The following is a 13,009-nucleotide window of genomic DNA, read 5'->3' on the forward strand; positions in this document are numbered from 1 at the left end:
CGATCAGCTTGTCCATGGGGGGGAGCGTACGGCGCGAGCGCCGGTTGGGGCAGGCGGATGTGGAGACGCTTCCGCTTCCCTGAGTGAAGAGTGGAAGCGTCGTCTTGCGTCAGCGACGGGTCAGGTAGTCGAGGATCTTGTCGGCCGTCCGAACCAGCTTGTCGGCGTCTGACCAGTCGGCAATGTCAGGCCGTCTGTCTCGAATAGGTTGGCGCTCGCGGTCGTCGAAACGATCTGGCCCACAGCCGAGTGCGATGGTTTGGGTTTCCAGCGCAGAGCAACGGAGCTCGAACTGCGTGCGATCTTTTTCGTCCCTGTCGAGGAACCAGAGGATTCGGTCGGCCTGCCGCTTGACGTCCCCCACATCCCATGGGATCGGAGTGATCCGCATGGCGAACTGGTAGGCGGCCAAGCGGCGCTCGGTCGCCGTGACGGGCTCCATGGGCGACTCCTCGCGGGTGGGCGGATGGAGCGGGCTGCCGAAGCTGCCCGCTTGAACACCGTCCCATGTGCTTCTGGAGCGTGCAGGGCAGACTTAGCTTCCCTTAGGCTGCAGCCAGGAAATGAGCCCTACGCAGGGGATCGGGCCGCCAGGCGGGCAGACATGGAGACGCCCCCACCCGGGAGGGGCAGGGGCGCCGTCGGGCGATGTCAGCCCACGATCTTGCTGAGTGCCGCCTCGAACGCTTGGGCATCCCGCGGAGTCAACTCCTTTGACACCCGCACGAGAACAGGCCCCGCTACATAGTCGTACTCTCCGAGCATGGGCATCTTCTTGCCGATCTCCTGGATGTAGTCGGCCCGCTGCTCGGCCTGCCCAGTGTCCTCGAAGACTTCGACGCTGCCCCCCAGGTCCACATCGCCTTCTTTGCCGATCACCTTTGAGGTGTCGACACGCTGGTCGGTGAACGAGGCCTTGGAGACGTAGCCGTTCGGCCGGCCGAGCAGCTTGTTGGGGTCGTTGTCCGCGGTGTAGGTCACGGTGAGCGTGACCGGTAAGCCCTGCTGTGAGAGTGCCTTGACCACACCAGCGGCATCCAGGTCGGTGGTCGGTCCGCCGCAGGCAACGAGGGCGGTAGCGAGCGCTCCTGCTGAGAGGGCGGCGCTCAGGCGGCGGGTGAGGGGGGTGGGGGGCATGGGTTCTCCGTTGTTTGAGGGACTTATTCGTACATGAGCTGAAGTCTGCTTCGCAGAAGATCGCCTAGACCGGCTGATAATCCGAGCTATCACGCTGTCCAGTCAGGTGGCCTGTGTGGGAGGCCGGGTATGGGGGCTGAGCCCTTCAGACCCCGGTCAGAGGGGGTGTCTGCTGACCCCCACATGGGCGCTTATCCGCAGCTCGGACGGGGGGTGGGGGTCATGCGGCCGGCCAGTCGGCGACCTCGGGCGGCACCTGGAGCTCACCGCGGCGGATCGCCTCGGCTGCCTCCTCCAGGTGCTGGCGCTCATAGCCGCGGAGCTGCTCGCCGTTGCGCTCGAACGGATTCGGCAACATCCGCACACCGAGGGCGCCCAGCAGGTCGGCGAGATCGGCCTGCCCCAGGCAGAGCGCACGGGCCAGGGCGATGGAGTGGATCCGCTGATCGTCGCCGATCACCTCCAAGTCGCGGGTGAGCAACTCGGGAACCGGCCGCCCCTCGACGGCGTGCACCTGTTCGGCGCGCAGGGTCTGCGCCCGTTCGGGCTCCAGGTCGTAGTCGCCGACGAACACCGGCCCCGCCGCAGCGGCAGCGCGACGGCACCTGGAAGCGGATATTCGAGCAGTTGCAGGCCGAAGCCGCCGGCGGTGACGCCCAGGTGGCTCAGGTGGCTCAGGTGCAGGTGCAGTACACCGGGGCCGAAGAGCGGTACTTATCTGAACCACGGTGGCCATCGACTCGAGATCTGCCCGCCGGGTGCCGTAAGGGGGGTGGGTGTGGCCGTCGAACGGTATGAAGACAGCGTCACCGCCGGCCCAGGTGGGGTGATGACTAACGAGGTGGGGGTCATCACCGGCGAGGTGACGGTGTGCACCGAGGTCAGCAGCGGCCAGGCTGTGGTGCGGATCCAATACACCGGCGCCGAAGAATGGTACGGCGTAGAGGGAAGCCCGTTGCCTGTGGTGGCCGGAGCCGAGCGGCAACTCCACCGGGCAATCTTGGAAGCTGTGGAAAAGGGCCTGCCTGGCGGGTTGGCTGGTGCCGAGCTGCGAAGACAGGATCGCTCATCCCCATAGCCCGGCATCAGCTGTCACGCGAGTCACCAAGCCGAACGAAGAGGCTCGACCCTACAACTCCATCCCCGCCCTGCGAGTTCTTGCCCCGGTCTGGTGGACACCTGATTTTGGGACCTGGCTCCCGTAAAGGGGTCTGTTGCGCGAACGACCAGGCAGGGTTTCACCGGTGGATGGTGGAGCTGGGGTGCTCACGACGGCCGCCGGAGGAGCTCTCAGCCTCCGGCGGCACCGGGCGGACCACGACGGGCGCCATCAGGGGTGTCCGCAGCGCTCCGGCCTTCAGGCCAAGGAGCGCGACGCCGGTGTCATCGATCACGCCGATGTCTGCTCCGGTTGCATCCCTTCCGCGACCTGCTCGCCCCGACCGGCTGAGCCCGCCGTCCGGCGACGGTGGTCAGCAGCAGAATCTCAGGTAGTCCTGCAGGTCGCCGAGAATGTGGGCGACACCGTCGCGGTCGCCGCGATACAGCACCTCCTTGCCGGCGCGGCGGGAGGTGACGATGCCGCCGCGCCGGAGCAGGGCGAGTTGCTGGGAGGCGGCGGACTGGCTGATGCCGGCGTGTTCGGCGACCTGGTTGACCGACAGCTCGGCGCCTTGGGCGAACAGCAGCATGATCTGCTGGCGTCCGGGGTTGGCGAGGGCCTTGAGGAAGTCCTGGGTGGCCTGCGGCAGCTGTGGCGCGCACGTGGCGCCCGCCGTCGCGGGTGGTGATGTCGTGGTCTCGGCCATGCCTGCTCCCTCCTGTCTTCGTACCCTACCCCTCACATCAACTTATTGACATATTAGAAAATGACGGTACGTTCTGCCGCATGCCTACCGACAACCATCGTGTCCTGATCGTCGGGGCCGGGCAGTCCGGCCTGGCCGCCGCGCACGCCGCCCTTGAGCTGGGGCTGCGGCCCGTGGTGCTGGAGGCCTCCGGCCGGGCCGCCGGGGCGTGGCCGCGCTATTACGACAGCCTTGCCCTGTTCTCGCCCGCCCGCTACAGCGGCCTGCCCGGCATGGCCTTCCCTGGCGATCCCGAGCGCTACCCGCACCGCGATGAGGTGGTCGCCTACCTGGAGCGCTACGCAACCGCCCTGGCCGAGCGCGGCGCCGAGCTGCGCACCGACGCCCGGGTCGACGCCGTCCGGTCCGCCGGCACCTCCAACGGGGCCGGTGGCGGGGGCGGCTTCGTCGTGCGCCTGGACGGCGGCGAAGACCTGACCGCCGCCGCTCTGATCGCGGCCAGCGGCTCCTTCGCCCACCCGCACCGGCCCGCCCTGCCCGGCCTGGACACCTTCACCGGCCCGGTGCTGCATGCCGCCGATTACCGCTCGCCGGCCTCGCTGCCCGGCGAGCACGTCATCGTGGTCGGGGCGGGCAACTCGGCGGTCCAGATCGCGCACGAACTGGCCGCCGAACAGCGGGTGACGCTGGCCGGCCGGGCGCCGATCCGGTTCGTGGCCCAGCGCCCGCTGGGGCGGGACCTGCACTTCTGGTTCCGTGTGACCGGATTCGACCGGCTGCCGCTGGCCCGCGCCGAGACTCCGCCGCCATCGCTGGTGCTCGACGACGGCCGCTACCGCCGCGCTCTGCGCGAGGGCCGCTACCGATGCCGGGCCATGTTCACGTGCCTGGACGGCGATCAGGTGACCTGGCCCGACGGTCGGCGTGAGCGCGTCGACGCGGTGCTGTTGGCGACCGGCTACCGGCCGAACCTGGCCTATCTGAAGGGGTTGGGCGCGCTGGGCGCCGATGGCCGTCCCCGTCAGCGCCGTGGCCTGTCGCTGACCCATGCCGGCCTCGGCTATCTGGGTCTGGAGTGGCAGCGCACACCCTCCTCCAACAGTCTGCGCGGGGTCGGGGCCGACGCCCGGCATGTGATGAGGCGGCTCGTCCGCCACCTGCGGGGCAGTCGTCGGCATGTCCGCGCCTGAGCCGGTCGGGCTTTCCCGCCACCCTGCTTAGACCACAGACTAATTTGACAGATCTCTAATCAGTCGCGCATGATGGCCACTGCTTAGACAAACTTCTATCCAGGGAGGTGCGCGATGCGCGCTCTGTTCACCCGCCGGCGCCGCCCGGCCGCCGGGCTGTCGGGCGTCACCTTCGACGAGGCCACCTCGCAGGTGTGCGATCTCGAATGCCGCGCCGATGCCGTCATCGAGCGCGCCCGCATCTTCGCCCTGTCCCAGTCGTTCCGCTAACCCCCTCGCGTACCTGGAGAGCCGTCATGAGTGACAGTTGCTGCGGCACCATCGCCGTCGAGATCGAGCAGTTCGCCACCCCTCAGCAGACCAGCCCCGGGCAGGCAGGTGAGCTGCCTGTGGTGGTGATCGGCGCGGGCCCGGTCGGCCTGGCCGCCGCCGCTCACCTGGCCGAGCGCGGCATCGACTTCCTGCTCCTGGAGGCCGGTGACCGGGTCGCCGCGTCGGTGGCGCAGTGGGGGCACGTGCGGGTGTTCAGCCCGTGGAAGTACAACATCGACGCCGCAGCTCGCCGCCTGCTGGAGGCCGACGGCTGGAGCGAGCCCGCCCCTGACTGGCTGCCGACCGGCGCCGAGCTGATCGATGACTACCTCGCGCCGCTGGCCAAGCTGTTCGACGACAAGGTGCATCTCGGCGCGAAGGTCACCGCGATCAGCCGGCTGGGCTACGACCGGGTGCGCACGGCGGGCCGCGAGGAAGTGCCGTTCCTCATCCGCTTGGCCGACGGCGCCGAGCTGCAGGCGCGAGCGGTCGTCGACGCCTCCGGCACCTACACCAGCCCGAACGTGCTGGGCGCCAGCGGCCTGCCCGCCCACGGCGAGGGGGAGGTGTTCGTCGACCACGCGCTGCCGGACGTGCTCGGCACCGACCGCGACCGCTACCAGGGCAAGCACACCTTGGTCGTGGGGGCCGGCCATTCGGCCGCCACCACCTTGCTCGCGCTGGCCGAGCTGCCGGACACGCCGATCACCTGGGCGATCCGCGGCGGCAGCGCCACCCGCACCTACGGCGGCGGCGACGCCGACGCTCTCCCGGCCCGCGGCGCGCTCGGTACCCGGCTGCGCGCCCACGTCACCTCCGGCCGCATCACGCTGCTGGCCGGCTTCTTCACCCACCGCGTCAACGCCACCGACCAGGGCGTCGAGGTGATTAGCCGCGACCCTTCCGGCCACGAGCAGAGCGTCACCGTGGAGCGGATCGTGTCCGCGACCGGCTACCGCCCCGACCACTCCATCGCCTCAGAACTGCGCTTGGACCTGGACCCGGTGCTCGGCTCCACCAGCGCCCTGGCCCCGCTGATCGATCCGAACCAGCACTCCTGCGGCACCGTCCCGGCCCACGGCGTGGACGAACTCGCCCACCCCGAGCCCGGCTACTACGCGGTCGGGGTCAAGAGCTACGGCCGCGCGCCGACCTTCCTGATGGCCACCGGGTATGAGCAGGTCCGCTCGGTCGTGGCGGCGCTGGCCGGGGACTGGGAGGCGGCCCGGGATGTGCAGCTGGAGCTGCCCGAGACCGGCGTGTGCTCCTCCAACCTGGTCCAGGCCCAGGAGCAGCGGGTCGGCCTGGCCACCGGTATCAGCGGCGGCCTGCTGGCGGCCCCGCTCCCGCTCACCAGCGTCGGAGCTCCGGTGGAGTCCGGCGGCAGCTGCTGCGGTTGAAAGGAAGCACCTGATGTCTGACGGCTACCCCACGGCCGCCCAGAAGGAAGCGCTGCGCCTCATCTGCGACCACGAGCCGATGCCCGCCTACCGGCTGGCCGACGAACTGGTCGCCGCCCGCAAGCCCAGCACCATCCCCGGCTACGGCCCGGCGATCGCCCGGATGGCGGGAACGCTCGCCTGGCGGCTGGAGGCCCAAGGCTTCATCGCCGAAACCCTCGCGGGCGACTGGGCGACCACGGCTGAGGGCCGCGCGCTGATCGCCTGTCCAGCATGAGTTCCCCCGCCGAGACCGCCGCCCTCGAACAGCAGGGCGGCGGTCCGCCGCGTTCCGGACATGGCCGGCGGGTCGTCGCCGCGCTGGCCGTCACCCAGACCATCGGCTACGGCGTGCTCTACTACGCCTTCTCCGTCTTCCTCGTCCCGATGGCCCACGACCTGCACGCCACCAACGCCCGGGTCGCCGCCGCGCTGACGGTGTCCGTGCTGATCGCCGCTGTCTGTGCCCCGCTCGCCGGGCGGTGGCTGGACGCCCACGGGGGGCGCGCCCTGATGACGCTCGGTTCGCTGCTCGGCGCCGGGGCGGTGCTGGCCTGGTCGCAGGTCACCGCCCTGTGGCAGCTCTACCTGGTCTTCGCCGTCATCGGCATCGCCTGCTCGATGGTGCTCTACGAGGCCGCGTTCGCCGTCATCATAGCCTGGTACGGCGCCGACGCGCGAGGCCGCGCGGGCGGCATCCTGGCGCTCACCATCGTCGCCGGGTTCGCCTCCTCGATCTTCATCCCGCTCACCGGCCTGCTGGTCGATGCGTACGGCTGGCGCCACGCCCTCGTGGTCCTCGGGCTCGTCTACGGCCTGGCGGCGATCCCGCTGCACGCCCTGGTCATCCGCCGCCGCCCGGCGTCGGCCCGCACGCCCGAGGCCGCCGGCCGGCGCGCCGACGTGGTCAGGCAGGCGGTGCGGGCTCGGCCGTTCTGGTTGCTGGTGATCGCCTTCACCGCCAGCGGCGGCGCGGTCGCGGTCATCGCGGTGCTGCTGGTCACCTACCTCATCCACCTGGGCCACAGCCCGGTCCTGGCCGCCGCGCTCGCCGGGCTGCTGGGCGTGCTGTCGGTGACCGGCCGCCTTCTCACCACCGGCTTGCAGGCCCGGCTGCCCGCCGCGCTCATCGCCGCCGTGATCTTCGCCCTGCAAGGCGTCGCCGTCCTGCTCCTGCCGGTCTTCGGCCGGGCGGTCGCCGGGGCGATCGGCTGCGTGCTGCTGTTCGGCCTCGGCTTCGGTATCGCCTCCATCACCCTGCCGCACCTGCTCGTCCAGCGGTACGGCACCACCGCCTACGCCAGCCTGTCCGGCCGCATCGCGCTGCTGTCCGTCGCCGCCAAGGCCACCGCCCCGCTGGGCGCGGTCGCCGTGGCGCAGGTGGCCGGCTACGGGTGGGTGATGGGCGCGGTCGCGGCGGCGTGCGCACTCGCGGCGTTCGCGCTGCTGGCCTACCACCGCCTATAATTTAGACCGACATCGAATTAAGGAGTCGCGTCATGGCCGCCCCCGCCACCACCCAGTGCTGCGCGCCGATCGCCCGCGAACCGCTCAGCGAGATCGACGCCGCCGAGCTGGCCGTGCTGCTCAAGGCGGTCGCCGACCCGGTACGGCTGCGCCTGCTGTCGATGATCGGCTCGCACGCCGGCGGCGAGGCGTGCGTGTGCGACCTGACCGGCGTCTTCGACCTGACCGCCCCCACCATCTCCCACCACCTGAAGGTGCTGCGCACCGCCGGACTGATCGACGGCGAACGCCGCGGCACCTGGGTCTACTACCGCATCATCCCCGAAGCGGTGAACAAGCTCGGCGCGCTGTTCGCCCCCCTGGCCGCGCCCGCCCCGGCCGCCGGCGCGGTGGACGTGGAACTCATCACCGTATGACCGCGGCCCCACGCCTGGCCGATGTCGTGGTCATCGGCGCCGGGCAGGCCGGGCTGGCGGCCGGGTACCACCTGCGGCGGGCAGGCGTCGACTTCGTCATCCTGGACGCCCAGCAGGCCCCCGGCGGCGCCTGGCGGCACGCCTGGCCGTCGCTGCGCCTGTTCTCGCCCGCGCAGTACAGCTCCCTGCCCGGCCGCATGATGCCGATCCCGGCCGACGGCGGCTATCCGGACGCCGCCCATGTCGTCGCCTACCTCACCGACTACGAGCAGCGCTACCGGCTGCCGATCATCCGCCCCGCCACGGTGCGGGCCGTGCGGCGCACCGGCGCACGTCTTGCCGTGGACAGCAGTGCCGGCACCTGGCAGGCCCGAGTGGTCGTCAGCGCCACGGGCACCTGGTGGCGCCCCTACGTACCGCACTATCCCGGCATGCGCGACTTCCGCGGCGAGCAGCTGCACACCGCCGACTACCCCGGCCCGGAGCCCTTCACGGGCAAGAACGTGCTCGTCGTGGGCGGCGGCAACTCCGCTGCGCAGATCCTCGCCGAGCTCTCCCAGGTCGCCCAGACCACCTGGGCGACGCTGCGCCCGCCCCGGCTGCTGCCCGACGAGGTCGACGGCCGCGCCCTGTTCGATCTGGCCACCCGCCGCCACCAGGCCGCCCTGGCCGGGCAGAACGCCGAAAGCATCGGCGACCTGGGCGACATCGTCGCCGTCGCCCCCGTGCGCGAGGCCCGCGACCGGGGCGTACTCAAGGCCGAGCCCATGTTCTCGCGGATCACCCCCGACGGGGTGGCCTGGGCCGACGGCAGCACGGCAGCGTGCGACGTGATCATCTGGTGCACGGGCTTCCGGCCCGCCCTGGCTCACCTGGCCCCGCTGCGGCTACGCGGCCCCGGCGGCGTGATCGGCACCGTCGGCACCCGTGCCCTGGCCGAGCCGCGCCTGCACCTGCTCGGCTACGGCGACTGGACCGGCCCGGCCTCGGCCACCCTCATCGGCGCTGGCCGGACAGCCAAGGAGGCCGTGGCCACGCTCGTCGAGCAGGTGCACGACCGTGACCGCAGCAGCTAACTTCCACCGCTCACGGGGATGTCCGACTGCTGTACCCAGCGTTCGACCGTCTGCCAGTCCGCCCCCCATGCGTGCCGGCTGACACTTCCGTCGCGTCGCAGCTGCGCATTCTCCGCGACCCCGTACACCTGCAACAGGTCGCCCACCAGATGTGCGGCCGCCTTGACCAGGAGAGGGCCGTCGTCGGCCAGATCATCTAGCCAGGCCACCGATTCGCCATGGGCCAGCCTCACCCCCTGCACTCCCCACGTGCGAGGAGCTCCTGCGACCTTGGTGGGAGTCAGCAGATCGACGACAAATCTGCCATGGCTCGGATCGTTGTGCGGCCATTCCTCGCTGTGAAGCTTGGGCAGCACGGCCGGATGCAGCATCAAGTCCGAGACCAGCATGACGCGCAGCAGCGCCGACCCGGTGGCCCCGGCCCGGTCGCGTGCGTGCCGGGCCAGATAGCGCAACGCGCTCACCGTCCGCGAGGCGATCTCGGCGTCCACGATCCCGACCTTGACCGCCTCGCCAGAGGAGGGGCAGATGGCCTGCGGGTGCAGGGCGAAGGTGCCGGCGCCGTCGGTGTGCAGTTCGGCACGCACGGCCTGCGCTGTCCCTGGCCCGGACTCGGCGATGATACGGCGATGGCCGACACTCACCTCCTGGAAGGTGCGGTTGAAGGCGCCCAGCATGACGACCTCGTGCTCGGCCTGCCGGCGGACCCGATCGACGATGGCCCCATCCACGATCATGTCGCCGGGCAGGTCCGGCACCAGGGACACCACCAGCAGTGGGAACGGGCGAGAGATCTGGGCGCTGGTTCGCGCCGCCGTGGTGACGACGCCTCGTTCCAGCTCTCGTAGCCGGTCGCCTTGACCGGCGGCGCCCATCAGGCGCCGCCGGTAGGCCGCCGCGATTTCCGATTCCGTCATCCATACCTTGTCCGCGCCGTGCCGTCGTGGCCAGCGCAAGCCGCTCTCGCGCCGCGAGGGGACCGACACGGCATGCGGGGCATACGGGCTGGGCGGAATCGCGATCAGCAGCACGCCCTTGCCCGGGTCGTTGGGGTTGTCGACCCGCAGGACACCGAAGTTCGGCATCGGGTGGATACGTGAGGCGGCCGCCTGCCGGATCCGGCTCTCCGCCTGGCCGAACTCGATGTCAAGCACCTTGGTCGGTACCTCCGCCTTTTCGGCCATGCCGACGATGATCACGCCGCCGACATGATTGGCGAAGGTCGCGATGTCCACCGCGATGTCGTCGTTGCCCTTCTCCGACCTGTCCCTATCGCCGGAGACGTACTCCCGCTTGTAGTCCAGGTCATCCGCCTCCCGGGCGTCAGCGTTCCCCTCCAGCGCGACGATGTGCTGGTAGGTCACCTCCTGCAGGGGAGCGACGCCCAAGAGGGCTTCCAGGCGACGGGGGCTGTACAGCATGAACGGCAGATCTCCTTGGACCGTGAGCCGAAAAGGGGCATGGGCTGTCATCACGGTAAAAGAAGGACCACCCAAGGGCGTGCCGCGAAACACCACTGACCCGCCAGGCCAACCAGTTGCCAGCCGGAACGTCAAGCACATGAAGGCAGAGCAGCCGGAGAGCGGCCCGGGCAGGCTCGCCGTCACACCGGCTCACCACCCCTGCGGCCAGCATCCGCGTTGATTCGACACACATCTATCTTGACTTCTATCGAATCAACATGAGATCGTACACCTGCTTAGACATCCATCTAACTATGTCGAGCGCGGGCGACTTGCTCTTCTGCTCATCAGGGAGACACACATGACGAACCCTGCAGCCAACGGCGGCTTCCTTGGCGACCTGGAAGAAGCCTTCACCCCGCCCGCAGCCGGAGGCTGCTGCGGGGCCCCTTCCGCATCCGCCGGTGAGCCGTCCGACGTCACCGGGGAGGGGACGGAGCCAGTTGCTGCGGCGACGGCCTGCTGCGGCAGCCCGGCCGCCGCCGAGCAGGCCGTCCAGAGCGGTTGCTGTGGCCAGGCTCCGGCCGGTGCCCGGGCCAGCGTTCAGGGGGCCGTCGGGTGCTGCGGATGACCACCACAGCATCCGACCTCGGTCAGGGCGGGCTGAACCTGACCTCCCTGGTGGAGGCGGTGTCGGCCACCCGCATGCACGCCACGGTGCGCGAGCTGGCCGGCGACCACTACGCCGGGCGGCGCGTGGGCACACCCGGCGGCCGCGCCGCCGCCACCTGGCTCGCCGAGCGGCTCGGCGAGCTGGGCGCCGAAACCGAACTGTCCGGCTTCGACGTGGCCAGCGTGCGCGAGCTGTACGCCACGCCCCTCCTCGAATGGAGCACCGGCGGGCAGGCACAGCGCCTGCAGCACCGCCGCGACTTCGTCGAACACCTCGCCTCCGCCGACCTGGCGCACCCGCACTCCGCCCCGCTGGCCGCGGCCTCCGAGACCGACCTGCACGGCCGGTGGGTGCTGGCCGGGGCCGCTGACTGGGGGCGAGCGTGCGAGCTTGCCGAGGCTCACGGCGCCGCCGGCGTGCTGACCGCGCGCGGCACCGACGCCGAGGGCTGGATGCCCAAGATGATCGCCGGGCCACCCGCCCGCCAGGTGCCCGTCATCGCCCTGCGCACCGAGGTGCACGACCGCCTGGCCGAAGCCCTGGCCAGCGGCCCGGTCCAGGTGACCGGCTCAATGCCGCTGCAGCAGATCACCACTCGCGGCCACAACGTCCACGCCCGCTTCCCCCACCCTGCTCAGGGCGATGCGAGCCGGGTACGGGTGCTGCTGAGCGCGCACTACGACGGCGTCGGCGACGATCCCGACCGGCGTCTGCCCGCGGCCGCGGACAACGCCTCCGGCGTGGCCGCGGTCCTGGAGGCCGCCCGCGTCCTGTCGGCCACGCGCATGCCCACCGGGCTGGAGCTGCTGGTGGCCTTCCTGGACGCCGAGGAAGCCGGCGCCTGGGGATCGGCCCACCACGCCCCCACCCTGCCGCCGGACACCCTCGTGATCAATCTGGACGGCGCCGCACAGCTGCACCAGGCCGCCGCCGTCGAAGCGGGCGGGCCCGCCCATGCCCTGCTGGCCACCTTGGACCAGGCCGCCCGCCTGACCGGCGTGCCGCTGCGGGCCGGCGCCATGGCCTCCGACAATCGCCGTTACGCCGCGGCCGGGCTGGCCGCGATCGGCATCGGCATGGGCATGCCCGGCTACCAGACCCCGGCCGAAACCCCCGATCGTGTCGAGGTGGACACCCTCGTGGCGGCGGCGCGGCTGCTGGTCGCCGCCGTAGGGCTGCTGGCCGCCCAGATGCCGGCCTGATCACCTCACGATGGCACCATCCGGGCAGGAGCCGCTGTGCTCAGGTGCCGGCGGCCGATGATCGGGCGGCGGCCTGCTGGGTGAAGTGCTCAGCAAGGGCGGTCATCTTGCCGAGGTAGCGGGCAGCCAGTTGCAGGTGGGTGTAGGCGGTGTCCTCGTCGACGGCTCGCCCGCGGGGATGGCCGGCCTCGTTCCGAGTGATCCTGAGCAAATCGGCCACCGCGTCCATGGTCAGGTTGTCGCCCAGATCGTCGGGCAGCGTGGGCCGCATCGGCTCCAGACGGGCGCGCAGCGCTTGGAAGCGTGCATTCTGGGAGCTCTTGGGGTTGTCCAGCTCCTTGCGCAGCTTCTCGGCCGAGGCGCCCAGTGCGGCGACCATGGCCTCGGCCACGCCGAGGAAGACCTGCTCAGCCGCGACGCCGAGCATCACCGAGCAGGCCAGGTAGCAGCCCGCGTTGAAAGACTGCAGAGCCTCCTGCATGTTACTGGTAGGCGATCGGATGCAAATCCGGCACCTGGCGGCGCAGGCGACGCAGGTAGCCTTCCGGGTCGTAGGGCTCCCACGGCCCGCCCTCGACCGCCCTGCGGCCTCGCTCGGACAGTTTCCATCGCCAGTTGTCACTGGCCGGTTGGCGTTCGGGGTCCAGGTAGATCAGGCCGTCGGCGAGCAGTCCCCATAACGCCTCCCACGCCTCGTGTGATCGGCAGCCGGTGGCTGCCTGGATGGACTGGGGCATGTAGGCGGCGTGGAAGCGAGTGTCAGCGCGCGGGGTGGCCATCAGCTTGAGAACCTGACTGCGGATCTGCATCCCGACAGAGTAGCCAGCCGATTGCCGTAAGTACCGGCGCGAAATGGGCGATAGCCGCCCCCCTGTGCGGGAGGCGG

18 protein-coding genes are annotated in these 13,009 nt (G+C 70.7%); 10 read left to right on the forward strand and 8 right to left on the reverse strand.

Annotation, left to right across the window (positions count from 1 at the left end; translation table 11 throughout):
- Nucleotides 1-109: 109 nt before the first annotated feature.
- The 3 genes from ACWDS7_RS25580 to ACWDS7_RS25590 all read right to left on the reverse strand — a co-directional run bounded on the left by ACWDS7_RS25580 (nt 110) and on the right by ACWDS7_RS25590 (nt 1,711).
- Nucleotides 110-442: a hypothetical protein gene (locus tag ACWDS7_RS25580; RefSeq protein ID WP_451931327.1), complete on the reverse strand. Its 333-nt coding sequence runs from the start codon at nt 440-442 to the stop codon at nt 110-112.
- A 209-nt stretch (nt 443-651) separates the two neighbouring features.
- Nucleotides 652-1,137 (reverse strand): hypothetical protein, encoded by a 486-nt coding sequence (locus tag ACWDS7_RS25585; protein WP_451931328.1) that lies wholly within the window; start codon nt 1,135-1,137, stop codon nt 652-654.
- 220 nt (nt 1,138-1,357) lie between these two features.
- A complete protein-coding gene (locus ACWDS7_RS25590) occupies nt 1,358-1,711 on the reverse strand; it encodes a hypothetical protein (RefSeq protein ID WP_451931329.1) in 354 nt (117 codons plus the stop codon).
- 204 nt (nt 1,712-1,915) lie between these two features.
- On the opposite strand from ACWDS7_RS25590, the gene ACWDS7_RS25595 reads away from it, so the two are divergent.
- Nucleotides 1,916-2,215, forward strand: coding sequence for a hypothetical protein (locus ACWDS7_RS25595; RefSeq protein WP_451931330.1), 300 nt, complete (start codon nt 1,916-1,918; stop codon nt 2,213-2,215).
- Nucleotides 2,216-2,375: 160 nt separating this feature from the next.
- On the opposite strand, the gene ACWDS7_RS25600 is transcribed toward ACWDS7_RS25595, so the two are convergent.
- Nucleotides 2,376-2,531, reverse strand: coding sequence for a hypothetical protein (locus tag ACWDS7_RS25600; RefSeq protein WP_451931331.1), 156 nt, complete (start codon nt 2,529-2,531; stop codon nt 2,376-2,378).
- Nucleotides 2,532-2,609: 78 nt separating this feature from the next.
- Complete coding sequence (locus tag ACWDS7_RS25605; RefSeq protein ID WP_451931332.1) at nt 2,610-2,945, reverse strand: ArsR/SmtB family transcription factor; 336 nt, start codon at nt 2,943-2,945, stop codon at nt 2,610-2,612.
- A gap of 80 nt (nt 2,946-3,025) precedes the next feature.
- Between ACWDS7_RS25605 and ACWDS7_RS25610 the strand changes: the two genes are divergently transcribed.
- From ACWDS7_RS25610 to ACWDS7_RS25640, 7 genes are all read left to right on the forward strand, one after another.
- Entirely contained in the window at nt 3,026-4,135 is a 1,110-nt protein-coding gene (locus ACWDS7_RS25610; RefSeq protein WP_451931333.1) for a flavin-containing monooxygenase, read from the forward strand.
- A gap of 114 nt (nt 4,136-4,249) precedes the next feature.
- Nucleotides 4,250-4,405 (forward strand): hypothetical protein, encoded by a 156-nt coding sequence (locus tag ACWDS7_RS25615; protein ID WP_451931334.1) that lies wholly within the window; start codon nt 4,250-4,252, stop codon nt 4,403-4,405.
- A gap of 26 nt (nt 4,406-4,431) precedes the next feature.
- Nucleotides 4,432-5,847 (forward strand): FAD-dependent oxidoreductase, encoded by a 1,416-nt coding sequence (locus ACWDS7_RS25620; RefSeq protein ID WP_451931335.1) that lies wholly within the window; start codon nt 4,432-4,434, stop codon nt 5,845-5,847.
- 13 nt (nt 5,848-5,860) lie between these two features.
- Nucleotides 5,861-6,124: a hypothetical protein gene (locus ACWDS7_RS25625; RefSeq protein ID WP_451931336.1), complete on the forward strand. Its 264-nt coding sequence runs from the start codon at nt 5,861-5,863 to the stop codon at nt 6,122-6,124.
- The gene (locus tag ACWDS7_RS25630) at nt 6,121-7,353 is read left to right on the forward strand and encodes an MFS transporter (RefSeq protein WP_451931337.1); all 1,233 of its coding nucleotides are present in this window, start codon (nt 6,121-6,123) and stop codon (nt 7,351-7,353) included. The genes ACWDS7_RS25625 and ACWDS7_RS25630 overlap by 4 nt, the downstream gene beginning before the upstream one ends.
- A 32-nt stretch (nt 7,354-7,385) precedes the next feature.
- Nucleotides 7,386-7,769, forward strand: coding sequence for a metalloregulator ArsR/SmtB family transcription factor (locus ACWDS7_RS25635; RefSeq protein ID WP_451931338.1), 384 nt, complete (start codon nt 7,386-7,388; stop codon nt 7,767-7,769).
- Nucleotides 7,766-8,845 carry an ArsO family NAD(P)H-dependent flavin-containing monooxygenase gene (locus ACWDS7_RS25640; RefSeq protein WP_451931339.1) on the forward strand — a complete coding sequence of 360 codons (1,080 nt, stop codon included), beginning with the start codon at nt 7,766-7,768 and terminating at the stop codon, nt 8,843-8,845. The genes ACWDS7_RS25635 and ACWDS7_RS25640 overlap by 4 nt, the downstream gene beginning before the upstream one ends.
- On the opposite strand, the gene ACWDS7_RS25645 is transcribed toward ACWDS7_RS25640, so the two are convergent.
- Nucleotides 8,842-10,266 carry an AlbA family DNA-binding domain-containing protein gene (locus tag ACWDS7_RS25645; protein WP_451931340.1) on the reverse strand — a complete coding sequence of 475 codons (1,425 nt, stop codon included), beginning with the start codon at nt 10,264-10,266 and terminating at the stop codon, nt 8,842-8,844. The genes ACWDS7_RS25640 and ACWDS7_RS25645 overlap by 4 nt on opposite strands.
- 343 nt (nt 10,267-10,609) lie before the next feature.
- On the opposite strand from ACWDS7_RS25645, the gene ACWDS7_RS25650 reads away from it, so the two are divergent.
- Both ACWDS7_RS25650 and ACWDS7_RS25655 read left to right on the forward strand, forming a co-directional pair.
- Nucleotides 10,610-10,879 carry a hypothetical protein gene (locus ACWDS7_RS25650; RefSeq protein ID WP_451931341.1) on the forward strand — a complete coding sequence of 90 codons (270 nt, stop codon included), beginning with the start codon at nt 10,610-10,612 and terminating at the stop codon, nt 10,877-10,879.
- A complete protein-coding gene (locus ACWDS7_RS25655; RefSeq protein WP_451931342.1) occupies nt 10,876-12,123 on the forward strand; it encodes a M28 family metallopeptidase in 1,248 nt (415 codons plus the stop codon). The genes ACWDS7_RS25650 and ACWDS7_RS25655 overlap by 4 nt, the downstream gene beginning before the upstream one ends.
- 40 nt (nt 12,124-12,163) lie before the next feature.
- Here the strand turns inward: ACWDS7_RS25655 and ACWDS7_RS25660 are convergent, their stop codons facing one another.
- Both ACWDS7_RS25660 and ACWDS7_RS25665 read right to left on the reverse strand, forming a co-directional pair.
- The gene (locus ACWDS7_RS25660; protein ID WP_451931343.1) at nt 12,164-12,604 is read right to left on the reverse strand and encodes a hypothetical protein; all 441 of its coding nucleotides are present in this window, start codon (nt 12,602-12,604) and stop codon (nt 12,164-12,166) included.
- A 1-nt stretch (nt 12,605) separates the two neighbouring features.
- A complete protein-coding gene (locus ACWDS7_RS25665; protein ID WP_451931344.1) occupies nt 12,606-12,932 on the reverse strand; it encodes a hypothetical protein in 327 nt (108 codons plus the stop codon).
- Between the last annotated feature and the right edge of the window lie 77 nt (nt 12,933-13,009).

This window comes from Streptosporangium sp. NPDC003464, assembly GCF_053588315.1.